Here is a 23,174-nt window from a genome sequence, read left to right as displayed (position 1 = left end):
GAACTCTTTTCACGAAAAAACAGTGGGGGGAGCCCATGCCGCAATGGACTGGAGGGAGCTGTATGTTATATATTTGGGTCGGGGTTGCCGGTATTTTCGGTGCCTTGGCACGCTATTATTTCGGCATATGGATCGGCATGTACACGCATGCCGTTTTTCCATACCCGACACTTGCGATCAATCTGGCCGGCTGTTTTTTGCTTGGCTGGCTTACGATGCATATATTTCAGTCTAAAAAGATTCATCCTTATGTTGTAACCGCACTTGGCACCGGGTTTGTCGGTTCCTTCACCACATTTTCGACTTTCAGTGTGGAAACGGTGCAGCTTATCCGGCAATCGCATGCGTTTGCCGCGATGTTGTATGTTTTCTGCAGTTTATTTGGCGGCTTGTTCATGTCATGGGCCGGCTTTAAACTTGGCGGAATACTGCATTCGCGGGCTAAAGGCAGCGTCGGTTCAGATACAGCGTAAATAAAGGAGACGGATTCATGGTTTTAAACGGCATCTTTATCGCAATTGGCGCCTTTTTCGGGGCGGTTTCCCGATTTTCTCTTTCGCGGTGGATCAACCGGGCCTTTCCGGCAAAATTCCCGCTGGCCACATTTTTCATTAACCTTTCGGGCTCATTTATGCTCGGCCTTCTGTTCGGTGCTGGTGCCGGGAGTTCGTGGCGCCTGCTTCTCGGGACCGGCTTTTTGGGTGCCTTTACAACTTTCTCCACTTTTAAACTTGAGAATATTCAGCTGCAAGCAGACAAAAAATATCATATTCTTGTCCCGTACCTTGTGTTGAGCTATCTGTTCGGCATTGCCCTGGCATTTTCAGGCATCCTGCTCGGAAAATATTTTACATGAAGCATGAAACTTTTGGGCAGGCACTCCGTATCTTAATGATAGACGGCCGGTACATGTTTTCTTTTTATTTGCCGAGCCTGGTATTTCAATGCTCTTGACAGGGTATTGGATTTATAAGCATAAATGAGGAGGATTGTATATGAAGAAGTGGATGCCATGGCTGATTGTGGCCGCCATATTGGTGGTTCTGATCGTCAGCGTTTTTACAAGTTATAACAGCTTGGTGAATGCGGAAGAAAATGTAAATCAATCTTATTCGCAAATTCAAAACCAGCTGCAACGGCGGACGGATTTGATCCCGAATCTTGTGAACACCGTCAAGGGCTATGCTTCCCACGAAAAAGCGGTGATAGATGACGTCTCGAAAGCCCGCGCACAATTGGCCGGGGCGAAAACACCCGGAGATCAGGCAGCGGCAAACGACCGCCTGGACAGTGCGTTGAGCCGGCTGTTGGTGGTGGTTGAAAAATATCCGGATTTAAAAGCAAACCAACAATACACGCAGCTGATGGATGAGCTCGCCGGCACGGAAAACCGCCTTGCTGGCGCGCCAGGATTACAATAGCGCCGTTGCCACGTATAACAAAAAGATAAAAAGAATGCCTGGCGCACTGATTGCCGGTCTCTTTGGTTTTAAGGAAAAGGAATATTTTAAAGCGGATGAAAGTGCAAAGAAAACCCCGAAAGTTGATTTTGGGAACAGCAGTGATCAGTGATGAAAAAGGCCGCGCTTATTACAGCCGTTTTTCTCACCTTTCTTTTTGCCGTGTGCTCGGCCGTTTCTGGTGTGCACGCTGCGACGGACATTCCGGAACCGGTTGGAGACATCTATGTGCAGGATTTTGCCGGTGTGCTGACAGACAGCCAAAAACAGGAGCTCGTTTCACTCGGCAAGCAGCTGGATGAGCAAACAAAAGCGCAAGTCGCGGTTTTAACTGTGAACACGATCGGGAAAGACACAACCATTGAAGCGTACGCCAATAAAGCTTTCCGCCAGTACGGGCTCGGCAATAAATCCATGAACAACGGGGTATTGCTCGTACTGGCAGTAAAAGACAGGAAAATCAGAATTGAAGTCGGGTACGGCCTGGAGGGAGCGCTTCCGGACGGAAAAGTAGGGCGGATCCTTGATCAATATGCCATACCGTATTTGAAAGAAAGCAAGCCCGATGCGGCGGTGATCAATACGTATAAGGAACTTGCCACCGAAACGGCGAAAGAGTACAATGTGAATCTTCAGGCCCATCCAAAGGCGTATGAGCAGCCCTCTTCCAGCCAGGCTTCCCCCTTATCGTTCTGGAAACAGATTTTAATCGGGCTTGGGATCCTTATCCTGATTTTCATTGATTTCAAGTTTCTCGGCGGAACCATGACGTATTTTCTGCTGAATATCCTGATGATGTTCTTTCGCGGCGGCGGTGGCGGCGGAAGCGGTGGGGGCGGCAGCAAAGGCGGCGGCGGTTCTTCCGGAGGCGGCGGTGCAAGCCGGGGATGGTAACGCCAAACACAGCAAAAGGTTCCCCTTTTTAAACGGCCGGGAAGCCCGCTTTAAACAGCTTGGCAAAAGCCCCGACAGCCCTTGTAAAAATAAAAACGGTAAAAGCAGCAGGATAAAGCACCCTGCTGCTTTCTTTGCGTGGCTGTTGAGATTTCGGGATGTCCAGTTCGTTCCGGCCGCAATCGAGCAGGCTGTACAGCTAATAGATCGTTGCAACCTGTTTGGATGCCCATCTGATATCAGCCGCATACTGGTTTGCGGCAGAACGGTTCTTTGCATTTGCAATACCGGCCGGGTTCCACCTCGTTTTATAAAACGTCTTCTGTCCTCTTTTCAATTAATGGTGTTCTAGCGTTTGCTTCTATTTCATCGAAAAAAAGAATAGAAATGATAGAAAAGCACTTTAATACCCGAAAAGGAGCTGAAGTGGTTGAAGAAAATCGTGTTCCTGGCTGCCACCGTGCTTTTGGCCACAGCCATTTTGCTTACGGCCTTAAAAAAACCGGACGATCCCGATAAAAATAAAATAACAGGGGAGAAGCGGCAAACCGCCGTGAAAGCACAACCGCTATCCGGCAGCGCAGAAGCAAAAGAAGGGGAAAAGGCGCCGGATTTTGCACTGACAAATCTATCAGGGCAAACGGTCAAACTGTCTGATTTTAAAGGGAGAACGGTAATCCTGAATTTTTGGGCTTCCTGGTGCCCGCCGTGTAAAGCAGAGATGCCGGATATGCAGCGTTTCTATGAAAAAAACCCGGATGTCGCGGTGCTTGCTGTGAATTTAACAAATACAGAAACGAACGAGAATGCGCCGCTTGACTTTGTGAAGAAAAACGGCCTCACCTTTCAAATTCTGTTTGATATGGACGGCTCCGTCGGCACCCTTTACAGAACGGTTACCATTCCGACGACTTACTTCATTAATGCAGAAGGGACCATCACCCGTAAATTCATTGGCCCGATGGATGAGAAAACGATGGCCGGATTTGTGGCAGAGATGCAAAAGGGGGAAAAAGGGAAGGCGGAATAGAGCAAAGATTTTTTAAGAAAAAAGTGGTACAGTTACAAGTAAGGGAATGTAAAAAGGAAAGGTGCTGACTATGATGATGTACGGTGGCTATGGCATGATGAGCGTATTCGGCTTAATTGGCATGATTGCCCAGCTCGTCATCTTTGTGCTCGTGATTTTTTTGATTGTAGCGGGCATCAAAAAAGTAAGTGAATTCCGGCCGCATCAAAGGGAGGACAGAAGCCTCGACATATTGCGGGAACGGTATGCAAAAGGGGAAATCACAGAAGAAGAATTTAAAAAAATGAAGAAAGATTTAATGGATTAAGGGAGTATCCGGCTTCTTTTTTATACAAAAAAGCGGGGGCTTGTATTCCAAGCCTCCGTTTTATATTACTGGATTTGAATCCGTTTTCCGGACGGACCTTCTGTTGTTTTCTTCGGGATATGAATTTTCAGGACACCGTTATCAAGGGTGGCACTGATTTCGTCTTCTTTAATATTATCTACATAAAACTTCCGGACGAATTCGCCATAGCGGCGTTCCTGCCGGATAAATTTGTGTTTTTCATCTTTGCTTTCTTCCGTTTGGTCGCGTTTTGCACGGATGGTCAGCTCATTATTGTGGACATCAATGGTAATGTCCTCTTTTGAGAAGCCCGGCAGTTCGGCCTCCACAAGATAAGCATCTTCTTTTTCCGTAATGTCAGTACGGAACGAGTTTGCGTTCGCAAAAGGCGCCAACGCATTCGGATCAAACATCTCGTTGAAGGTCTTCATCATACGTTCGAAAACATCGTCGTTTCTTCTAAACGGCATTAAATCAAACATATTCAATCCCTCCTTTACACTATTATTATACCCCACTGCGAAAAAGATGAAAACAAAGATGCCAATGCACAAAAGATGTTCACAAAATCGTCAATCCATAACAATGGATTTCCGGTGTTAAAAAACATTACAATAGTACTGAACATAAAAAGAAAAAGTAGGGGTAAGATGAACAAGACAAAGTTATGGGCTTTGATTCTAATCGTGGCCATTATAGGGATTGGCGGTGTTTTCTTTTATAATGGTTATGTGAAAAAAAGCACAAATCATAAAGCGGCACAGCATCCGGATCTGCCCATTCCGGCCGTTTTAAAAGATACGAACCCGGATCCCAACGCGGCAGATTTTACTTTAACCGCACAGCAGGGGAAGAAGGCATTTATTTCCGGGAAAACAGCGGCAACGTACGGGTATAACGGCGACTATTTGGGGCCGGTCATCCGGTTGAAAACGGGCGAAAAAGTAAATATCACCGTAAAAAATAAATTGCCGGAAGCAACGACGGTCCATTGGCACGGCCTCCTTGTCCCCGGTTCGGCTGACGGCGGCCCGCATTCTGCCATCCAGCCGGGCAAAACATGGAAAGCAAAGTTTACGGTGAGCCAGCAGGCTGCCACGCTCTGGTACCATCCCCATCCGATGGGAAAAACGGGCGAACAGGTATACAAAGGTCTGGCCGGTCTCATTTATGTCGATGACAAACATGCGGAAAGCCTCGATATTCCGAAAGACTACGGCAAAAATGATTTTCCACTTGTGCTGCAGGACCGCCGCTTTAACAAAAACGGCCAGCTCGTGTACAAATTAAATATGACTGATGAAATGTACGGCTTCCAGGGCACAACCGAACTGGTAAACGGCGCGGTTAAGCCGCAGTTAACGGTCAGGCGCGGCCTCGTCCGTTTCCGGATTTTAAACGGGGCAAACGGCAGGACGTACAATCTTCATCTGAGCGGCAACAAGACATTTGCGCAAATTGCATCCGACGGGGGATTCCTCAAGACGCCTGTGCAAATGAAAAAACTAACGCTTTCCCCCGGGGAACGTGCGGAAATTCTGGTTGATTTTTCAAAGATGAAAAACGGCAGTACGCTCCGGCTCCAAAACGGGAAAGAAACGCTCATGTATTTTAAAGCAAAAGGAAAGGCTAAAAAGACGTACAAAGTTCCGCAAAACCTGGCTGTGATTGAAAAAATACCGGTGCAGGAAGCGGTGAAAACGCGGAAATTTGTCATGTCCGGAATGGGCCCAAACGTCCGCATTAACGGCAAGCAAATGAAAATGGACCGGATCGATGAGACCGTTCACTTAAACACGGTTGAAATATGGGAGATCCAGAATCAATCGACTTCCATGGGCACGAAAAAAATGGTGCATCCGTTCCATATTCACGGTGTCCAGTTTCAAATTTTGAGCATCAACGGCAAAACGCCGCCTGCCAATGAACAGGGCTGGAAAGATACCGTGCTTGTCAATCCGGGCGATACCGTGAAAGTCATCATGCGGTTTCCGTTTAAAGGGATTTACATGTACCACTGCCATATCCTCGAACATGAAGACTTGGGCATGATGGGGCAGTATGAAGTGAAATAACCGAAAAAGGGCGGGAAATGTGTCCCGCTCTTTTTTGATATGATGAGAAGCCGCAGGAAACTGCATAGACAGGTTGGAAAAACGTAAGAAAGAAAGGCGGACAAGCGATATTCGATTATTTGATTAGGAATCCGCATCTCTGCAAGAAACATATATGCTGGAGCGCCTGCACAGTGGGGAAACCCGTGGATGCTTTCTGTGCGGGTTTGATTTTTATTGAAAACAGCATTCCTGCCTTTTACATCTCCCCATCTCGCTCGAACAGGTTACTCGTTTTCCTGTCCTGCCAAGTGAAGGGCGAGGGAAAACAATGCAATGCCGTCCGCTTTTTTCGGGTCAATGCCGGTTACATCGCGGATCTGTTTCAGCCTGTAATGGAGCGTATTGATATGCACATGCAGGGCAGCGGCCGTTTTTTTCAGGGACAGGTCATGAGCGAGAAAGGCCTGCAATGTTTCAAGCAGGCAAGCATGGCTATACAGTTTTCCGATCGTTCTTTGTACAAACGCATTCCGTGTATCGTCCTGCACTTCCTGGACCAAAAGATCAAGCAGCAAGTCTTCGTAAAAGACGATGCTGCCCGTTTTCTCAGCGGATGCCAAGGCTTTTTGCGCTTCTTTAAATGATTGGCGGATGACTGACGTGCCGGCTGTTTTCCCGGCACCAACCGCACACGGGGTGCCGTATTTCCGCACAAATTCATGCTGGACGGCTTCGAAACGGCTCCGGAGACCGCAGCCGGTAAACGGTGTTTCTGCACTAATCAGCAGCAGAAAAAGCCCGGGTCCCCAGCGGACAATCACATCCCGGTTGTTTTCAAATTCGGACTGGAGCAAGCGAAAAGCATCTGTTTCCACCGCTTGCGGGATTTCCGCTTTTAATAAGCAGCAAATATGCGGATTCTGCACTGGAATCCCGAGCATCATTCCGCGTTCGGCAAAATGCTGGTCATAGGCTTCAAGATTCACCCATTCGTAAAAGTAAGCCTCAAGCCCCCTTGTTTTCGACTGAATTTGTTCTGTCCGGACGGTTTCCTGGATGATAAGTTCCGTCAGTCGCCGGATCAATTCCGCATAATGTTCGACTTTTTCCGGGTTTCCCGTCACCCCGATCACTCCGATGGTCCGGCCTTCAAACCGGATCGGCATGTTGATCCCCGTCCGCACGCCTTTCATCTGCGCCACCATTTTTTCATCAATGTACAGCTTCCGGCTCGTTTGAAAAACTTTGCGCGCCCCCCTATGGACATGCCCGATCCGTTCTTTTTGCGTCGAGGCAATGATCACCCCGCTTTCATCTACAACGATGATATCCTCATCCATGACCGACTGCACTTCGTTTACGATATTTTCAGCAAGTTTTGGGTATAAAAGCATTTTGACCCACCTTTGTATAAAAATCTAAAAAACAAGCAAAAGAAACCGGTAAACTTTGTATCTTTCTCTATATCATTCTCCATGATTTAGATTTATCATAAAAAGAAACAGAAAACAATCTATTGACGGTATCAATGATCAAAAAGAACGGGGGAATGTTTCATGATCGAAACCGGGGCCAAAGAAAAACTGATTCAAGTCGTCGGCCGGGAAAATTACGACGACACGCAGGCGGGCCGGCTTGTATATTCATATGACGCCAGCCCGCAATTCCAGGTGATGCCGGATGCGGTTGTCGCGCCGCGCAATAAAGCAGAAGTGCAGGCGGTTGTGAAGCTTTGCAATGAATACCGGATTCCGGTCGTCCCGCGCGGATCCGGCTCCAACCTTTGCGCCGGCACATGCCCGGTGGAAGGGGGGATTGTGCTCCTTTTCAAGCATATGAACCGCATCCTCGAGATTGACGAAGAGAATCTGACGGTGACGGTTGAGCCCGGTGTGATCACGCTCGATATGATCAAAGCGGTGGAAGCAAAGGGGCTGTTTTACCCGCCGGACCCGAGTTCGATGAAGATTTCGACCATTGGTGGCAATATCAACGAAAATTCCGGTGGGTTGCGCGGATTGAAATACGGGGTGACCCGCGATTATGTGCTGGCGCTTGAAGCCGTGCTTGCAAATGGCGAGGTCATCCGCACCGGCGGAAAACTGGCAAAAGATGTAGCCGGCTACGATTTGACGCGGCTTTTGGTCGGTTCGGAAGGGACGCTCGCTGTCATTACGGAAGCGACATTGAAACTTGTGCCGATGCCGGAAGCGAAAAAGACGATGCTTGCGCTTTACCAGGATATTGAAGCGTGCGCACAAACGGTCTCCGATATTATTGCGAACCGGATCATCCCGGCAACGCTTGAATTTTTGGACCAGCCGACACTGCAGGCAGTCGAAGCTTTTGCGCATATCGGGCTGCCGACTAATGTCAAGGCAGTGCTTTTGATCGAGCAGGACGGCCCGCAGGAAGTGGTGGAACGCGACATTGAAAAGATTGCGGACATTTGCCGCAAGCAGCATGCAGTCGATGTAAAGGTGGCAGCTTCCCCGGAGCATGCGGAAGCGCTCATGACGGCAAGACGGAGTGCATTAAGCGCACTCGCCCGTCTGAAGCCGACAACAATTTTGGAAGATGCGACCGTGCCGCGTTCTGAAGTCGCAAAGATGGTAGTGGCGATCAATGAAATCGCTGAAAAATACGGGCTTCATATCGGAACATTCGGCCATGCGGGGGACGGGAATCTGCACCCGACCTGTCTTGCTGATATCCGCGATCAGGACGAAATGGAGCGGGTTGAAAAAGCGTTTGCGGAAATTTTTCAAAAAGCGATTGAACTGGGCGGCACGATTACCGGCGAACATGGCGTCGGGATGGCTAAAGCGCCGTACCTTGAATGGAAACTCGGGAAACCGGGCATTAGCGTCATGAATGCGATCAAAAATGCGCTGGACCCGAACCATATTTTAAATCCCGGCAAAGTCTTTGCCAAAGAAACGGATCGAGTGGTGATGGAAAAATGATAACACAAGAACAGCAAAAAGAAATCCAGCAGAAATTCAGGGATAGAATGGACGAAGACCAGCTTTTAAACTGCATGCGCTGCGGCTTTTGCTTACCGTCTTGCCCGACCTATATTGAATCGGGGTTCAAAGAATCGCACTCGCCGCGCGGCCGGATTGCATTAATGAAAGCCGTTGTGGACGGCGTTATCGAACCGGATGAAGATGTGGAGCGCTCTTTGGACCTGTGCCTCGGTTGCCGGGCTTGCGAAGCGGTATGCCCGCCCGGCGTCCAATACGGGCATCTTTTGGAAGAAGCGCGCGATATTATCCAGCAATCGAAGAAAAAGAAGCAGTCTCTGCCGGTAAAAGTGATCCGAAAAGCGGTCTTTGAAGAATTGTTTCCCCACCAGAACCGGATGCGTGCTTTAACAGGCCTGATCGGCTTTTACCAGCGAAGCGGCTTGCAAAAAGCGGCGCATGCGACAGGCGCTTTAAAACTTTTGCCAAAAAATCTATCGTCTATGGAAAAAGTGCTGCCAAACATCCCAAAATGGAAGGAAATGAAACAGCGCCCGGAACATCTGATGCCAAAAGCAGAAGTAAAAAAACGCGTTGCCTTTTTTACCGGCTGCCTGATGGATACGATGTTCATGGAGACCAATGATGCGACAATGAAACTATTGCAGCTTGCTGGCTGTGAGATTGTCATTCCGCAGGACCAGGTATGCTGCGGGGCGCTGCACGGCCACGGTGGCGAAAAAGAGATGGCAAAAGACCTTGCCCGCCGCAATATCAAGGCTTTTGAAGATTTGCACGCCGATTATATTATTACGAATGCCGGTGGTTGCGGCGCCTATTTAATCGATTATGGCCATTTGTTAAAAGACGATCCGGAATGGGCGGAACGGGCCGCGGCATTTTCAAGCAAAATAAAAGATATCTCTGCGATCCTCGTAGAGCTGGGCTTCCATAAACGAAAACTCAGCCTCCCGGAACAAGTGGTGACGTACCAGGATTCATGCCATTTGCGCAATGTGATGAAGACCTCTTCTGCCCCGCGCCTGCTCCTTGACGCGATCGAAAATGTGGAATTCCGGGAAATGAAGGAAGCGGACCATTGCTGCGGGTCGGCCGGCATTTACAATATTGTCGAGTCGGAGATGTCCATGCAAATTTTGGATCATAAAATGGAACACGCAAAAGCAACACATGCCACAACCATTGTGACCGCCAATCCGGGCTGCCTGCTGCAAATGAAACTCGGGATCGAACGGGCTGGTTTAAGCGGAAAAGTCCGCGCTGTCCATATCGCCGACTTGCTGATCGAAGCGATTGGGGAAAAAGTGCCGGTATAAAGCGCAAAGTTTTTTAGCGGACCGGGCATAGCGACCTTGCGATTTACCCATGGAGTCGAACCGAACTGTTAGAAAGCAATCAAAACCGCTGAGCGTACCCTGCCCGGCGGTTTTTCCTGTTTTTCCGGCTTTCGGGGAACTGGGTATTGCTATCAGTTGAATCTTTTGCAAAAATTGTTATGATAAAAGAAACTTGAATGAAGCATATTCGGGACAATATACGCATAAACGGGCGGATAAGCTTGCATCTTGTGGACAGAACGGTAAAATGAATGGAGTGTCACGGATTGATCTTGAAAAATTTTTTGCCGGATCGGCAAGTGAAATCGGTGTTGTCAATCAGGCCGGAAGAATTAAAAAAGCATGGCATTAGAGCCATCATCACCGATTTGGACAATACATTGGTCGAATGGGACAGGCCGAGTGCGCCGCCAAAACTGGTCCAATGGTTCCAAGACATGCAGGAACATCATATCAAAATCACGATTGTTTCCAATAATAATGAAATGAGGGTCAAAACATTCGCGGACCCGCTTGGCATCCCGTTTCTTTTCAGAGCGAGAAAACCGCTTGGCAAAGCGTTTCGTAAGGCGCTTGCCATCATGAACGTGAAAAAGGAAGAAACTGTCGTGATCGGCGACCAGCTTTTGACCGATGTGCTCGGTGGCAATAGAAGCGGTTTTTATACGATTCTCGTCGTTCCGGTTGCGCAATCAGACGGATTTGCGACAAAACTCAACCGGATGATTGAACGCCGGATTATGGGTTGGTTCAGGAAAAAAGGTTATTTGACTTGGGAGGATTGAATTTGGAAAAACAAGCTGTCCATTGTATCGGCTGCGGGGCACTCATCCAGACGGAAGATCCGGATGAGGCAGGTTACGCGCCAAAATCTGCGCTGGAAAAAGAGCAGGTCATTTGCCAGCGCTGTTTCAGATTGAAACATTACAATGAAGTGCAGGACGTGCCGCTTACAGACGATGATTTTTTAAAAATTTTAAACCGGCTCGGGCAAGTGGATGCGCTTGTTGTAAAAATTGTCGATATTTTTGATTTCAACGGGTCCTGGCTGCCGGGATTTCACCGTTTCGCGGGCAAAAACCCGGTTCTTTTAATCGGCAATAAAGAGGATCTCCTGCCAAAATCGGTGAAAAGAGCGAAAATGGCCAACTGGATGAAGCAGCAGGCGAAAGAACTCGGGCTCCGTCCGGTTGATGTGCTGCTTGTGAGCGCAGCAAAGGGGCACGGCATGGATGAAGCGATGGTTGCCATCGAACAGTACCGGAACGGGAAAGATGTGTATGTTGCCGGCTGTACGAATGTTGGGAAATCCACTTTTATCAATCGCATTATACGGCAGGCAACAGGGGAAAAAGATGTCATCACTACATCTTATTTTCCGGGGACGACGCTGGATATGATCGGCATCCCGCTTGATGACGGGACCTCTCTTTATGACACGCCGGGGATCATCAACCACCACCAGATGGCGCATTTCGTCGGGAAGAACGAATTAAAGGTGATTACGCCGAAAAAAGAAATCAAGCCGACCGTATTCCAGCTGAACGAGCAGCAGACGCTGTTTTTCGGCGGTCTTGCACGGCTTGATTATATAAAGGGCGGCAGACGTTCATTTGTCTGCTATGTTTCAAATGCTTTAAAGATTCACCGTACAAAACTTGAAAATGCGGATGATTTGTATGCGCGCCAGCTCGGGGAACTGCTCCAGCCGCCGGGAAAAGCGGAAGCCGCGGATTTCCCGGCGCTCGTTCGCCATGAATTTTCCATTAAAGAAGGAAAGACGGATATTGTTTTTTCCGGGCTTGGCTGGGTGACGGTCAACGAACCGGGCGCCGTTGTCGCGGCCTATGTGCCAAAGGGTGTTCAGGTCATGCTGCGCCAGTCGTTGATCTGAAAAAGGTTCTGTTTTTAACGGGGAGTGAGAAATGTGCGCGATTTATATGGGGTGATCGGTGACCCGATTGCCCATTCGCTGTCGCCTGCGATGCACAATGAAGCATTCCGGGCACTCGGGATTGATGCAGACTATCATGCTTTCCATGTCACGCCGGAAAATCTGGAAGCCGCCGTAAACGGCATGAAAGCAATCGGCGTGGCCGGATTTAATGTGACCATTCCGCATAAGCAGGCGATCATGCCCTATTTGGATGAGATTGACTTGCTTGCGGAAACGATCGGTGCGGTGAATACCGTTGTCCGCACTCCACACGGATGGGCCGGGTATAATACAGACGGCCCGGGGTTTATGCAGGCGCTGAAAGAAGAAAGCGGTCGGGTGATTTCCGGGGAAAAAGTGCTTGTCATCGGCGCGGGCGGTGCGGCAAGAGCGATTTATTATACGCTATGCCGGGAAGGGGCAGTAACCGTTGATCTGTGCAACCGCACGGTAAAAAAAGCGGAAGAAATGCGGGACGAAAGCCCTTTTCCGTGCCCGTCAAAGGTGCTTACGCTTAAAGAAGCGGAAGAACAGCTGGGAGAATATACGCTGATTGTGCAGACGACATCGATCGGCATGCATCCAAATACAGACGCACAGCCGCTTTCCGTCCGCAATTTAAATCCAGATGCGTTTGTATCTGATATTATATACAATCCGTTTGAAACGAAATTTTTAAACGAAGCAAAAAAACGCGGCGCCCGGGTGCAAAACGGCCTCGGCATGTTTATTTACCAGGGGGCTATTGCGTTTGAAAAATGGACCGGTGTGAAGCCGGATACCAGGAAAATGAAAAACGTCGTTGAAAGCATTCTAGGAGGAAACTCATGTTAACAGGTAAACAAAAACGTTTTTTGCGGGCAAAAGCCCACCATTTGAGCCCGATTTTTCAGGTCGGAAAAGGCGGGGTCAATGAAAATATGGTCAAACAGGTGCAGGAGGCGCTTGAAGCGCGGGAACTGATCAAAATCAGCGTCCTGCAAAACTGCGATGAAGATAAAGATACTGTTGCCGCAGCGCTTGCAGAAGGGGCGCGTGCGGAACTCGTGCAAATCATCGGCAATACGATTGTCCTTTATAAAGAATCGAAAAACCATAAAGAGATTGTTTTGCCTTAAGGGTGGGCGGCATGAAAAGAGTGGGTATTTTAGGGGGGACGTTCGACCCTCCGCATATTGGTCATTTGATTATCGCGAACGAAATTTTGCAGGATCTGAAACTTGACGAAGTCCGTTTTATGCCAAACCAGGACCCGCCCCATAAAGAAAAAACGGCCGGCATCACTGGCCATGACCGAATCAAAATGCTCACGCTTGCCATTTCGGGGCAGCCGGCATTTTCGATTGAGGGAATAGAGATGGAGAGGCCCGGCCGCTCCTACACCTATGACACAATGGTGCTGCTTAAAAAGCGGGAACCTGATACGGACTTTTATTTTATCATTGGCGCGGATATGATCGAATACTTGCCGAAATGGCGGAATATCGACCAACTCGTTCGGCTCGTCCGCTTTGTCGGCGTCAACCGGCCGGCATATTCGCACCAGACCAAGTATCCTGTCCAATTTGTTGAAATTCCGGAAATTCATATTTCCTCGTCACTGATCCGTGAACGTCTGCAAAAAAATCGGTCGGTAAAATATTTAATTCCGGATGCAGTGTGGGAATATATAAAGGAGCATCATTTATATGGAACGTGAGAAAGCATTGGAACTTGTCAAAGCACAGCTGACGGAGCGCCGTTACATCCATACGCTCGGTGTTGCTGAAAGCGCCGTCCGGCTGGCGAAAAAATATCATGCTGATCAGAAAAAAGCCGAACTTGCGGCGATTTTTCATGATTATGCAAAATTCCGCCCGAAAGAGGAAATGAAACAAATCATCCTCGACCAGAAAATGGACGAACGGCTGCTTTCTTTTCATCATGAATTATGGCATGCCCCTGTTGGCGCTTATTTGGTGGAAAAAGAAGCCGGCGTCACGGACTGGGAAGTGCTCGATGCCATCAAGTACCATACATCAGGCAGGGCTGGAATGGCGTTGCTTGAAAAAATTGTATATCTGGCTGATTATATTGAACCCGGCCGGAATTTTCCGGGTGTCGAAGAAGCAAGGCGGCTTGCGGCCAAAGATCTCGATGAAGCAGTATTGTATGCAGCCGGGCATACCATTACATTTTTAATTGGCCGGAATCAGCCCGTTTTTCCGGATACGATTGCGTTATACAATGATTTAGTGATGAAGAAAGAAGGGGAGTAAATGGACAATCAGACGTTATTAAAAACAGTCGTAAAAGCTTGCGATGATAAACGTGCGGAAGACATCGTGGTCCTCGATATGCGCGGGATTTCATTGATTGCGGATTATTTCCTGATCTGCAATGGGAATTCCGATAAACAAATTCAGGCGATCGCCCGTGAAGTGAAAGAAAAAGCGGAAGAAGCAGGAACTGCGGTCAGGCGCATGGAAGGGTTTGAAGAGGGAAAATGGGTGCTGATTGACCTTGGGGATATTGTCGCCCATATTTTTAACCGTGATGAACGGAATTACTATAATTTGGAAAGGCTTTGGGGAGACGCACCGACTGTTAGTGCGGAGAGCGTCTTGCAATGAGCTACGAAAATTTCGCCTACGTATATGATGCGTTGATGGAAGATGCCCCCTATCCGCAATGGCTGCAGTGGGTGAAGCAGCAAAGGGAGCGGCATGGTGTCAAAGGAAGGCGCATGCTCGATCTTGCCTGCGGTACCGGTGAACTGTCACTGCTGCTTGCACGGGAAGGTTTTGAAGTAACGGGCGTTGATTTATCGGAAGACATGCTTACAGTCGCGAGCGGAAAAGCACTGGCTGAAGGGGCACACCTCACTTTCCTGCAGCAGGATATGCGCGCGCTTTGCGGCCTGCATGATTTTGATATGGTCACGATTTTTTGTGATTCTCTGAACTATTTGGAAACGGAAACAGAGGTCAAAGAAACGTTCCGGCATGTGCATGCAGCCCTGAAGGCCGGGGGAATGTTTTTGTTTGACGTGCATTCCGTTTATAAAACAGATGTGTTATTCCCTCATCACACTTTTGCCGATAACGGGGATGAGGTTTCCTATATCTGGAACTGCTTTCCGGGTGAGCGCCCGCATGCCGTTGAACATGATCTCAGTTTTTTCGTATATGATGAGAAATCCGGCTTGTATGAACGTTTTGATGAATTACATAAACAGCGGACGTTTCCGGTTGCTGATTATGAAAACTGGCTTACGGAATCGGGCTTCCATGTTATGCCGCCCGCTGCTGATTTTACAGAAGAAGCGCCCGGCCCAAAAAGTGAAAGGATATTTTTTACGTGCATCAAACGATAAAAGCATTCTGCCTACGCAGAATGCTTTTTTTGAAAAAAATTTAAAAAAGAAGCAGGAATAAACAGAAAGATGTCGAAATATCATGGTGTGCCGAATTGCCCGGCCACCGCGTCCGTATCTTCCTTAAATTTCTCATGCGTCGCTTCAAACAGTTTTTCGAATAAGCCATCCGTCCCTTTTTCAAGCACCTTTAATCCTTCGCCGGTGATACCGCCTTTTACCGTCACTTTTTTCTGCAGGGCAGGTAGCGTATAAATTTGCTGCTTCAGCAGTTCCCCCAGGCCGATCAACATCTCAGCCGTTAATATGCAAGCGGTGTCGCTGTCAATCTTTGTTTTGTTGACGGCTCCTTCTATCATTTTTTGTGCCAAAAAACTGAAAAAAGCAGGACCGCAGCTGACCAAATCCGATGCCACTCTCGTGATTTGCTGGTCAACTTCAACCGGGGTGGATATTTTGGAGAACAATGTTTTTAATTTTCCCTGCCACTCGCTTGTGCACTGGCTGCCAAATGTCAGCAACACCGCACCGGCAGCTGCCCTGTTTGTAATGCTCGGGATGGCTCTTGCGCACGAGCAGGGAACCATTGTGGCGAGCTGCCCGACTGTAACCGGGCTTGTAATGCTGACAAGGCACTGATCATTCCGGAAGGCGCCCCCAGCCTTCTCTAGAATGCCGTGCATCTCAAGCGGTTTTACACACAGCAAAATTAAGTCGCTCTCCAAAATAGTATTTTCTATATTTTTAACCTGCATCCCGGGATACTTGTTTGCAAGTTTTGCGGCTTTTTCAGGTGTGCGATTTGTGATCCGGAATTGTGCAGGCGTAACGGCTTTTGTTTCTATCAAAGCTTCAATTAACATGCTACCCATATTTCCCGTTCCGATCACGCCAATGTTCATGCTGGCTTCCCCTCCTCAAGCCGCCGATCTTTCAGCGTCCGGTACAATATATGTACAAATTCAGGCGATTATGTATCCAAAAACAAAATGGAAAAAAAGAGGTGAAGGTCTTTGAAAACGTTGTTTCTCAAATACCGCTGGCATGCAGCTGCGGCTGTGGCAGCCATTACGATTGCAATCTTTTACTATTTTAGCCAAAATGGAGGTATGGACACTGCTTCCGGGGCTTACCAGCAACCCGAAACGGCCGTGCAGTCCGGACAGCCTGCGGAGGGCGGGACAGATGTGCAAAATCAAAACGGGACCCAAAATACCGCACAAACGCAAGCCCCGGCCCAAACGCAGAACGCTGCCGAAGTTTACGTGGATGTAAAAGGCGCGGTGAAGCATCCCGGCATCTACAAAGCAGAAGCAGATGACCGGGTCTATGACCTCATTCAGGAAGCAGGGGGCTTTAATGAAAACGCCGACCGGAATCAGGTCAATCTCGCGCAGAAAGTAAAAGATGAAATGGTGATTGAGGTGCCGAAAAAAGGCGAAAAAGCGGCTTCTGCCCAAACTGCCACGGCGGCTGCCGGAATTTCTGCGCCCGCTTCCTCTTCTTCCGGGACGGCGGCAAGCGGTGAAGCGGCCGCACAGGTCAATATCAATACGGCCGACCAGACCCAGCTTGAAACGCTTCCGGGCATCGGGCCGTCAAAAGCTGCGGCCATTATCGAATACCGGGAGAAAAACGGCCCTTTTCAAAAACCGGAAGATTTGAAAAATGTGTCGGGGATTGGGGACCAGACTTTTGCGAAAATCGAAAATTCCATCACTTTACAGTAATCACATGAGCAGAAAGGAAGAGAAAAATGGACCGGATTTCCTGGAACCAGTATTTTTTGGCGCAAAGCCATTTATTATCCTGGCGGAGCACTTGTTCAAGGCTTGCGGTTGGGGCGACAATCGTCAGGGATAAAAGAATTATCGCAGGCGGCTACAACGGATCGATCGCGGGGGACGAACACTGTATTGACAAAGGCTGCTACGTGATTGATGGACATTGCGTGCGGACCATCCATGCTGAAATGAATGCGATTTTGCAATGTGCAAAATTCGGGGTGGCAACAAACGGCGCGGATCTTTATGTGACTCATTACCCGTGCCTGCACTGTACGAAAGCAATTATTCAGGCAGGAATTCAAAACGTGTACTATGCCCAAGATTACCGGGTACATCCGTATGCAAAGGAGCTTTTTGAAAAAGCGGGGGTGCATGTCGAACATGTCCCGTTCCATCCGGAAACGCTCGATATCCGGGCGAAAGAAAAAGCCAAACTGGTGGAGAAATTATTCATGATTGCAAAGGACCACGGGGCGGAAGCGGCAGAACTGGAGGAATTGCAGCAAATGGCGGCGGCATTATTTGCAGGCACTTATCAAGAAACGGAAACGGGATCCGTTCCGAAAGCGTAACACGGTGATGGTGTGAAAGGCAACTGGCTGTTCGCCGCGCTCGCCACGTTAAGCGGCATCCTGATTGGCCTTCACGCGCCGCTGCTTCTGGTTCTTTCGGCCCATTTGGTTTGGATCCGGATTTTCCTGGCCCGAAACCGGCCTTTGCTCCTTTTGTCCGCTGTTTTTTACGGGTTGGGGTTTTTGAGCGGTACCTTTCAGACAGTTGCGTATGATACAAAGTTTCATGCCGGCAGTGCCCGGACGCCCGTCCGCTTCAGCGATTATCCGCGTATCGACGGGAACGCGATCAAGGGAAAGGCGGAAACCGGGAAAGAAACGTTTATGTTAACGTATTACGCTGGGAACGAAGCAGAACTGGAATCTTTGAAACAAATCTTATCCCCCGGAACGGTTTGCATGGCTCAAGGGGAACTGGAAGCCCCTGAGCCAAACCGCAACCCGTCTACATTTAACTACCGCACCTATTTGGCTCATCAGCATATCCGCTGGATTTTAAAAGCGGACCGGCTTTCCGCGTGCAACAGCCCGCCCCAGCATCTGCACGGTTTCTTGAAAAAAATCCGCCACCACTTCCTGCTTCAAATTCAAAAAACATTTCCGGAAAAATCCGTACCGTATGCAGAAGCGCTTTTGTTTGGCGAGCAAACAGACTTTGATGACGATGTTTACCAGCTGTACCAGCGGCTTGGCGTCGTCCATCTGCTTGCCATTTCCGGGCTTCACGTGCAGCTCGTTGCCGGGTTTTGCTACTATTTGTTCATCCGGCTCGGGATGACAAGGGAACGTGCCGCCGTTTGTTTACTGGGGGTGATGCCGGTTTATGCGGTATTATGCGGCATGAACCCGCCAGTTGTCCGGTCGGCGGCGATGACGATGCTGCTTGTGCTGGCTGGGCAAAAAAAACTGCCAATCGGGCCGCTCGATGCTTTGTCCATCTGCTTCATTTTGTATGGGTTAAAAAATGCAAATATTGTGTATAATATCGGATTCCAGCTCTCTTTTGCCGTTTGCGCCGCACTGCTTCTTTCAGGGCCTCTTTTAGAGCGGTTCCGGGGCCCGTTGCAAAAAGGGCTCGCAATCTCGTTCATTTCCCAGCTTGCGGCCCTCCCCATCCTTTCTTATTCATTTTACGCGTTTTCTATTGTGGGGCTTGTTGCTAATCTTTTTTATGTGCCGCTTTATACGTATGTTTTGCTCCCGCTTGCTGCGCTTGCCTTTGTTTCAGAATGGGCGCCGCCGCTGTTTTCCATCTTTGCCACGTGTTTTGACGGGCTTGTAACGCTGTCGGAAAAAACGGGGGAAGCGTTCGACGGCCGCTGGTCCACGCTCGTTACCGGGAGGCCGCCATACTGGGGATTGATCCTGATGACAGGTGTGGGATTTTATGGTTTGGTGGCGATGGAAAACGGCAAGAAAACGATCCGGGCTGTCCTGCCACTTTTTTCTGTGCTTTTGCTCCTCCTTGCGGCAAACAGATATCCGCTTTTCGGTAAAATCACCTTTATTGACGTCGGGCAGGGGGACAGTATTTTAATCCGGCTGCCGCTTTCAAGGGGGACGTATTTGATTGACACAGGAGGGACCGTCCAGTTTCCGGAACCGGCATGGAAAAAAAGAGAGCATCCGTTTGAAACCGGCAAAGATATTGTGGTGCCATTTCTAAAAAGCCAGGGGATTACAACGATTGATAAGCTGATTTTAACGCACAGCGACGAGGACCATATTGGCGGCGCAACGGCGGTGATCACGTCTCTCCGCGTCAAAGAAATCGATATCTCGCCCCATTCATGGGAAAAACCGCTGATGCAGAAGGTGCTCGCTTGTGCCCGACAGAAAAAAATCCCGGTATATGAAATGAAAAGTGGGAACGGATGGCAAAACAAATCGGGCGTATTTCAATATCTTTCGCCGTTTGACGAAACGTATGAGGGGAATAATGACTCGCTTGTCCTTTATGCGAAAACAGGGGGAAAGACGTGGCTGTTTACCGGAGACCTTGAGCAGGAAGGAGAAGAAAAACTCGTGGCGGCTTATCCGGATATCCACATTGACGTACTAAAAGCCGGGCATCACGGCAGCAAAACTTCGACAAGCGAAACGCTCATCTTAAGGTATCATCCGCGGATCGCCGTCATCTCTGTCGGAAAGCATAACCGTTTCGGGCATCCCTCTCCGGAAGTGGTCAAACGGCTCAGCGAAAACGGGGTATTCATATTCCGGACGGATGAGGACGGGGCGGTGCAATACCGCTTTTTCAAAGAAAAGGGAACCTTTTCAACCGTCCTCCCATAATATACATTAATTAAGGAACCGTCCGGAATGGCTTCGGCACTGCCCGGAGCGGGGCTATCTGCCAATGATGTCTGCTGCGGTGGCAATGATAAATATCAGCGCAAAAAACAAAAAAGAGATCAGAAAACCTGCTCCGGCATCGGCAACATCGTTCGTTTTTGACTGGACATCCTGCTCGAATTCATTCATCCGAATCCCTCCCTGTTTTTTGATTATATGATAATTTCAGAACGATTTCCACCGTTTTGGATGGAGTTGTCATTCATAGATATCCGGCTGCGTGTGACAATAAGGGTACGGGTCCACCGTTAACGGAAAAGCTTCCCGGGACTGTTCCGTTAACGTTTATATAGATAAAGGGGATTTTACGGATCCCCTTTTCCATTTGTTTTCTACTTGCAACCATGCGCCCGTTCTCTTAACATAGGGAGTAAGAAAGGTTTGGGAGCGGAACAGAATGGATGAATTATGGAAAAAGATTGAACGCGGGCAATTTTCCCCGCTTTATTTATTGTACGGCGCAGAAGATTATTTCATTCAAAAAACGAAACAAAAGTTGCTGGATCATGCGCTCACTCCGGAAGAGGCGGATTTTAATTATGCTTCGTATGACCTGGGGGAAGTGCCGGTCGAGACAGCGGTCGAAGATGCGGAGACATTTCCTTTTATGGGGGAGAGGCGGCTCGTGATTGCGCACCATCCGTTTTTTTTGACTGCTGAAAAGCAAAAACAGAAAGTGGAACACCAGCTGGACAAACTAGAAGCATACGTGAAATCTCCCGCCCCTTACACGGTTTTTGTGCTGGTTGCGCCTTATGAAAAACTGGATGAACGGAAAAAACTGGTGAAATTGATCAAAAAGCAGGCCGCAACTTTCCAGGCAAAAAAATTAAATGAAAGGGAGCTTGAAGGGTGGCTTGTTTCCCGCGCCGCTGAAGAAGGCTGCCGGATTGACAGGAAGGCTGCGGAACACTTGATTTCGCTTGCCGGAACCAATATGATTGCGCTCGATCATGAAATAATCAAGCTGGCCCTGTATGCCGGAAGCGGTAATGAAATTACAGATGGAATGGTGGAATTGCTGACGGCACGGTCGCTTGAGCAAAATGTATTTGAACTTGTCGAAAAAGTGGTTCACCGCCGCATTGATGAGGCGCTCCGGATCTATTATGACCTTTTAAAGCTCAATGAAGAGCCGATTAAAATATTGGCGCTCCTTGCCGGCCAGTTCCGGCTCATCTACCAGACGAAAGAGTTGGCAAGGCGCGGCTACGGCCAGCAGCAAATCGCATCTTATTTAAAAGTGCATCCATATAGGGTAAAACTGGCGGCGGGGCAGGCGGGGCTTTTTTCCGCGGGTGAACTGAACCGGATCATGGCGCTGCTTGCCGATAGCGACTACCAGATGAAATCGGGCGGGCTGAAAAAAGAAATGATCATTGAAATGTTCTTGTTTCAACTGCATGAAATGAAGGCAAAATAAAAAAGACGCGGATTGCGCGTCTTTTTTATTTTGGTGCGTTACGCCTGTTCTGATAATTTTTTCATCAGGCGTGATTTTTGGCGGCTTGCCGCATTTTTATGGATAAGGCCTTTAGATGCGGCTTTATCAAGGCGTTTCACCGCATCGACTAAAAGTGCTTTTGCGTTTTCGTCGTTGTTTTCAACCGCCGCTTCAAACTTTTTCACTGCCGTGCGCATGGCGGATTTTGCCGCTGTATTTTGAGCATAGTTTTTTTCATTCACTTTTACGCGTTTAATCGCAGATTTAATGTTTGGCACCCGTTTCACCTCCTACGAGCAAACTTAGTTTGGCTCGTCCACTTTCACTTTAGAACAAATGATATTGTAACAAATGGAAGACAAGATTGCAATACATACAGCCGGAATTTGCACAAAACGAATGGTCTGGCTGGAATGGGGAAAAACAAGGATAAAGGAAATGGCCAAAAGGAGGAAGAAGAACAAATGGATCTCAGTGTTTATTCCGTCCGCACAGATTTAGCGATTGAAGCGCGTGATCTTGCAGTGGAAGAGAAAGTGAAGAACCGGGAAAGCGAAGAACTGGAAGGCGTAACGGTGGAAGAACGGACCGTAAACGATATAAAGGTGACGACGGTTCAAATTTCCAAAAAAGGGGAAAAAGTCATCGGAAAAAAGGCCGGGAATTATTTGACGATTGAAATGCAGGGCATCCGCAGCGGGGATATGGACATCCAGCAAAAGGTGGAAGAATTGTTTGCACTTGAGTTTAATCAATATTTGAAACATTTAAATATTGGTCCGGAGGCGAGCTGCCTTGTTGTCGGGCTCGGCAACTGGAATGTGACGCCTGATGCGCTCGGCCCGCTTGTTTGCGAAAAAGTGCTCGTCACCCGCCATCTGTTTAAAATCGAGCCGGAAAATGTTGAATCGCGCTACAGGCCGGTGAGTGCGCTTGCCCCGGGGGTTATGGGGCTGACCGGAATCGAAACGAGCGATATTATATTCGGCGTCAGTGAAAAATCGAAACCGGATTTTATTATTGTCGTCGATGCACTCGCATCCCGTTCGCTGGAAAGGGTGAATGCCACGATCCAGATCTCGGATACAGGCATTCAACCGGGATCCGGTGTCGGCAACAAGCGGAAAGAATTGTCGAAAGAAACGCTCGGTGTGCCGGTAATTGCGATCGGCGTTCCGACAGTGGTGGACGCCGTGACGATTACGAGCGACGCGATCGATTTTCTTTTAAAACATTTTGGCAAAGAAATGAAAGAATCAGGCCGGCCTTCACGGGCGCTTGCACCGGCAGGGCTTTCGTTCGGGGAAAAGCGGAGGCTAACGGAAGAAGATCTGCCGGGAAGTGAAGCACGGAAAATGTTTATGGGAATTGTCGGCAATCTGGATGAACAGGAAAAGCGGAAACTGATTCACGAAGTGCTCGCGCCGCTCGGCCATAACTTAATGGTGACGCCAAAAGAAGTGGACATTTTTATGGAAGATATGGCAAATCTTCTGGCGAGCGGGCTAAATGCGGCGCTCCACCCCCATGTGAACCAGGAAAATACCGGTTTTAAGACGAGGTAAGTTGCAGGCGCTCCGCCATAGCCCGAGGGCGCCCCCGCTTTTCGGTGTTCTATTCTTCCATGAGATT

Annotated in this window: 26 protein-coding genes and 1 pseudogene; 22 read left to right on the top strand and 5 right to left on the bottom strand. The window is 48.7% G+C overall.

What is annotated here, in order from left to right:
• Positions 1-62: 62 nt before the first annotated feature.
• The 6 genes and pseudogenes from crcB (OF158_RS10395) to OF158_RS10370 all read left to right on the top strand — a co-directional run bounded on the left by crcB (OF158_RS10395) (position 63) and on the right by OF158_RS10370 (position 3,691).
• Positions 63-473 (top strand): fluoride efflux transporter CrcB, encoded by a 411-nt coding sequence (gene crcB / locus OF158_RS10395; RefSeq protein ID WP_014097935.1) that lies wholly within the window; start codon positions 63-65, stop codon positions 471-473.
• Positions 474-490: 17 nt separating this feature from the next.
• The gene (gene crcB / locus OF158_RS10390) at positions 491-856 is read left to right on the top strand and encodes a fluoride efflux transporter CrcB (RefSeq protein WP_014097936.1); all 366 of its coding nucleotides are present in this window, start codon (positions 491-493) and stop codon (positions 854-856) included.
• Positions 857-995: 139 nt separating this feature from the next.
• Positions 996-1,572: pseudogene (locus tag OF158_RS10385) on the top strand (LemA family protein).
• Positions 1,572-2,354, top strand: coding sequence for a TPM domain-containing protein (locus OF158_RS10380; RefSeq protein WP_035184546.1), 783 nt, complete (start codon positions 1,572-1,574; stop codon positions 2,352-2,354). Before OF158_RS10385 ends, OF158_RS10380 begins: the two are co-directional and overlap by 1 nt.
• Positions 2,355-2,784: 430 nt before the next feature.
• Positions 2,785-3,384, top strand: a complete 600-nt coding sequence (locus tag OF158_RS10375; protein WP_035184547.1) for a TlpA family protein disulfide reductase — start codon at positions 2,785-2,787, stop codon at positions 3,382-3,384.
• Between the two features lie 70 nt (positions 3,385-3,454).
• Entirely contained in the window at positions 3,455-3,691 is a 237-nt protein-coding gene (locus OF158_RS10370) for an SHOCT domain-containing protein (protein ID WP_052042161.1), read from the top strand.
• A 65-nt stretch (positions 3,692-3,756) separates the two neighbouring features.
• On the opposite strand, the gene OF158_RS10365 is transcribed toward OF158_RS10370, so the two are convergent.
• Positions 3,757-4,194, bottom strand: coding sequence for an Hsp20/alpha crystallin family protein (locus OF158_RS10365; RefSeq protein WP_035184551.1), 438 nt, complete (start codon positions 4,192-4,194; stop codon positions 3,757-3,759).
• A 168-nt stretch (positions 4,195-4,362) separates the two neighbouring features.
• On the opposite strand from OF158_RS10365, the gene OF158_RS10360 reads away from it, so the two are divergent.
• Positions 4,363-5,787, top strand: a complete 1,425-nt coding sequence (locus OF158_RS10360) for a multicopper oxidase family protein (protein WP_035184554.1) — start codon at positions 4,363-4,365, stop codon at positions 5,785-5,787.
• Between the two features lie 266 nt (positions 5,788-6,053).
• On the opposite strand, the gene OF158_RS10355 is transcribed toward OF158_RS10360, so the two are convergent.
• Entirely contained in the window at positions 6,054-7,163 is a 1,110-nt protein-coding gene (locus tag OF158_RS10355) for a CdaR family transcriptional regulator (protein ID WP_035184556.1), read from the bottom strand.
• A 162-nt stretch (positions 7,164-7,325) separates the two neighbouring features.
• On the opposite strand from OF158_RS10355, the gene glcD reads away from it, so the two are divergent.
• From glcD to OF158_RS10305, 10 genes are all read left to right on the top strand, one after another.
• The gene (gene glcD, locus OF158_RS10350) at positions 7,326-8,735 is read left to right on the top strand and encodes a glycolate oxidase subunit GlcD (protein WP_035184558.1); all 1,410 of its coding nucleotides are present in this window, start codon (positions 7,326-7,328) and stop codon (positions 8,733-8,735) included.
• A complete protein-coding gene (locus OF158_RS10345) occupies positions 8,732-10,072 on the top strand; it encodes a (Fe-S)-binding protein (protein WP_035184559.1) in 1,341 nt (446 codons plus the stop codon). Before glcD ends, OF158_RS10345 begins: the two co-directional genes overlap by 4 nt.
• Positions 10,073-10,359: 287 nt before the next feature.
• Positions 10,360-10,878, top strand: a complete 519-nt coding sequence (locus OF158_RS10340; RefSeq protein ID WP_017550574.1) for a YqeG family HAD IIIA-type phosphatase — start codon at positions 10,360-10,362, stop codon at positions 10,876-10,878.
• 2 nt (positions 10,879-10,880) lie between these two features.
• Entirely contained in the window at positions 10,881-11,987 is a 1,107-nt protein-coding gene (yqeH, locus tag OF158_RS10335) for a ribosome biogenesis GTPase YqeH (protein ID WP_017550573.1), read from the top strand.
• A gap of 33 nt (positions 11,988-12,020) precedes the next feature.
• Positions 12,021-12,863, top strand: a complete 843-nt coding sequence (gene aroE, locus OF158_RS10330) for a shikimate dehydrogenase (protein WP_017550572.1) — start codon at positions 12,021-12,023, stop codon at positions 12,861-12,863.
• Positions 12,857-13,147, top strand: coding sequence for a ribosome assembly RNA-binding protein YhbY (gene yhbY, locus OF158_RS10325; RefSeq protein WP_017550571.1), 291 nt, complete (start codon positions 12,857-12,859; stop codon positions 13,145-13,147). Before aroE ends, yhbY begins: the two co-directional genes overlap by 7 nt.
• Positions 13,148-13,158: 11 nt before the next feature.
• Positions 13,159-13,728, top strand: coding sequence for a nicotinate-nucleotide adenylyltransferase (locus OF158_RS10320; RefSeq protein ID WP_017550570.1), 570 nt, complete (start codon positions 13,159-13,161; stop codon positions 13,726-13,728).
• Positions 13,718-14,287 carry a bis(5'-nucleosyl)-tetraphosphatase (symmetrical) YqeK gene (gene yqeK, locus OF158_RS10315; RefSeq protein WP_017550569.1) on the top strand — a complete coding sequence of 190 codons (570 nt, stop codon included), beginning with the start codon at positions 13,718-13,720 and terminating at the stop codon, positions 14,285-14,287. Before OF158_RS10320 ends, yqeK begins: the two co-directional genes overlap by 11 nt.
• Positions 14,288-14,641 (top strand): ribosome silencing factor, encoded by a 354-nt coding sequence (gene rsfS, locus OF158_RS10310; protein WP_014097955.1) that lies wholly within the window; start codon positions 14,288-14,290, stop codon positions 14,639-14,641. It begins immediately after the preceding gene.
• On the top strand, positions 14,638-15,384 hold the full coding sequence (locus OF158_RS10305) for a class I SAM-dependent DNA methyltransferase (RefSeq protein ID WP_014097956.1): 747 nt from the start codon (positions 14,638-14,640) through the stop codon (positions 15,382-15,384). Before rsfS ends, OF158_RS10305 begins: the two co-directional genes overlap by 4 nt.
• Before the next feature lie 80 nt (positions 15,385-15,464).
• Here OF158_RS10305 and comER read toward each other — a convergent pair whose 3' ends face one another.
• Positions 15,465-16,286: a late competence protein ComER gene (gene comER / locus OF158_RS10300; protein ID WP_026683224.1), complete on the bottom strand. Its 822-nt coding sequence runs from the start codon at positions 16,284-16,286 to the stop codon at positions 15,465-15,467.
• 111 nt (positions 16,287-16,397) lie between these two features.
• Here comER and OF158_RS10295 point away from each other — a divergent pair, with 111 nt between their 5' ends.
• The 3 genes from OF158_RS10295 to OF158_RS10285 are packed head-to-tail and all read left to right on the top strand — an operon-like array spanning position 16,398 to position 20,038.
• Positions 16,398-17,114 (top strand): helix-hairpin-helix domain-containing protein, encoded by a 717-nt coding sequence (locus tag OF158_RS10295; RefSeq protein ID WP_014097958.1) that lies wholly within the window; start codon positions 16,398-16,400, stop codon positions 17,112-17,114.
• Positions 17,115-17,140: 26 nt separating this feature from the next.
• Positions 17,141-17,743, top strand: a complete 603-nt coding sequence (locus OF158_RS10290; RefSeq protein WP_014097959.1) for a ComE operon protein 2 — start codon at positions 17,141-17,143, stop codon at positions 17,741-17,743.
• A gap of 12 nt (positions 17,744-17,755) precedes the next feature.
• The gene (locus OF158_RS10285; protein ID WP_035184564.1) at positions 17,756-20,038 is read left to right on the top strand and encodes a DNA internalization-related competence protein ComEC/Rec2; all 2,283 of its coding nucleotides are present in this window, start codon (positions 17,756-17,758) and stop codon (positions 20,036-20,038) included.
• A gap of 54 nt (positions 20,039-20,092) precedes the next feature.
• Here the strand turns inward: OF158_RS10285 and OF158_RS10280 are convergent, their stop codons facing one another.
• Entirely contained in the window at positions 20,093-20,227 is a 135-nt protein-coding gene (locus OF158_RS10280) for a YqzM family protein (protein ID WP_014097961.1), read from the bottom strand.
• Positions 20,228-20,495: 268 nt separating this feature from the next.
• Here OF158_RS10280 and holA point away from each other — a divergent pair, with 268 nt between their 5' ends.
• A complete protein-coding gene (gene holA, locus OF158_RS10275; RefSeq protein ID WP_035184566.1) occupies positions 20,496-21,521 on the top strand; it encodes a DNA polymerase III subunit delta in 1,026 nt (341 codons plus the stop codon).
• 38 nt (positions 21,522-21,559) lie between these two features.
• On the opposite strand, the gene rpsT is transcribed toward holA, so the two are convergent.
• Positions 21,560-21,820 carry a 30S ribosomal protein S20 gene (rpsT, locus tag OF158_RS10270; RefSeq protein WP_017550564.1) on the bottom strand — a complete coding sequence of 87 codons (261 nt, stop codon included), beginning with the start codon at positions 21,818-21,820 and terminating at the stop codon, positions 21,560-21,562.
• A 135-nt stretch (positions 21,821-21,955) separates the two neighbouring features.
• Between rpsT and gpr the strand changes: the two genes are divergently transcribed.
• A complete protein-coding gene (gpr, locus tag OF158_RS10265) occupies positions 21,956-23,107 on the top strand; it encodes a GPR endopeptidase (RefSeq protein WP_043052562.1) in 1,152 nt (383 codons plus the stop codon).
• The last annotated feature ends 67 nt before the right edge of the window (positions 23,108-23,174 follow it).

The organism is Weizmannia sp. WK01, assembly GCF_025905465.1.
In the GTDB taxonomy this organism is placed as follows: Bacteria; Bacillota; Bacilli; order Bacillales; family Bacillaceae_C; genus Weizmannia; species Weizmannia faecalis.
The sequence above is the reverse complement of the archived record's forward strand: the minus strand, read 5'-3'. Positions and strand labels throughout refer to the sequence as shown.

Bases quoted from the DNA above. Each gene is read 5' to 3' on its own strand.
- crcB (WP_014097935.1), top strand. From the start codon at position 63: ATGTTATATATTTGGGTCGGGGTTGCCGGTATTTTCGGTGCCTTGGCA.
- crcB (WP_014097936.1), top strand. From the start codon at position 491: ATGGTTTTAAACGGCATCTTTATCGCAATTGGCGCCTTTTTCGGGGCG.
- OF158_RS10380 (WP_035184546.1), top strand. From the start codon at position 1,572: ATGAAAAAGGCCGCGCTTATTACAGCCGTTTTTCTCACCTTTCTTTTT.
- OF158_RS10370 (WP_052042161.1), top strand. From the start codon at position 3,455: ATGATGATGTACGGTGGCTATGGCATGATGAGCGTATTCGGCTTAATT.
- OF158_RS10365 (WP_035184551.1), bottom strand. From the start codon at position 4,194: ATGTTTGATTTAATGCCGTTTAGAAGAAACGACGATGTTTTCGAACGT.
- OF158_RS10360 (WP_035184554.1), top strand. From the start codon at position 4,363: ATGAACAAGACAAAGTTATGGGCTTTGATTCTAATCGTGGCCATTATA.
- OF158_RS10355 (WP_035184556.1), bottom strand. From the start codon at position 7,163: ATGCTTTTATACCCAAAACTTGCTGAAAATATCGTAAACGAAGTGCAG.
- glcD (WP_035184558.1), top strand. From the start codon at position 7,326: ATGATCGAAACCGGGGCCAAAGAAAAACTGATTCAAGTCGTCGGCCGG.
- OF158_RS10345 (WP_035184559.1), top strand. From the start codon at position 8,732: ATGATAACACAAGAACAGCAAAAAGAAATCCAGCAGAAATTCAGGGAT.
- yhbY (WP_017550571.1), top strand. From the start codon at position 12,857: ATGTTAACAGGTAAACAAAAACGTTTTTTGCGGGCAAAAGCCCACCAT.
- OF158_RS10320 (WP_017550570.1), top strand. From the start codon at position 13,159: ATGAAAAGAGTGGGTATTTTAGGGGGGACGTTCGACCCTCCGCATATT.
- yqeK (WP_017550569.1), top strand. From the start codon at position 13,718: ATGGAACGTGAGAAAGCATTGGAACTTGTCAAAGCACAGCTGACGGAG.
- rsfS (WP_014097955.1), top strand. From the start codon at position 14,288: ATGGACAATCAGACGTTATTAAAAACAGTCGTAAAAGCTTGCGATGAT.
- OF158_RS10305 (WP_014097956.1), top strand. From the start codon at position 14,638: ATGAGCTACGAAAATTTCGCCTACGTATATGATGCGTTGATGGAAGAT.
- comER (WP_026683224.1), bottom strand. From the start codon at position 16,286: ATGAACATTGGCGTGATCGGAACGGGAAATATGGGTAGCATGTTAATT.
- OF158_RS10290 (WP_014097959.1), top strand. From the start codon at position 17,141: ATGGACCGGATTTCCTGGAACCAGTATTTTTTGGCGCAAAGCCATTTA.
- OF158_RS10280 (WP_014097961.1), bottom strand. From the start codon at position 20,227: ATGAATGAATTCGAGCAGGATGTCCAGTCAAAAACGAACGATGTTGCC.
- holA (WP_035184566.1), top strand. From the start codon at position 20,496: ATGGATGAATTATGGAAAAAGATTGAACGCGGGCAATTTTCCCCGCTT.
- gpr (WP_043052562.1), top strand. From the start codon at position 21,956: ATGGGGAAAAACAAGGATAAAGGAAATGGCCAAAAGGAGGAAGAAGAA.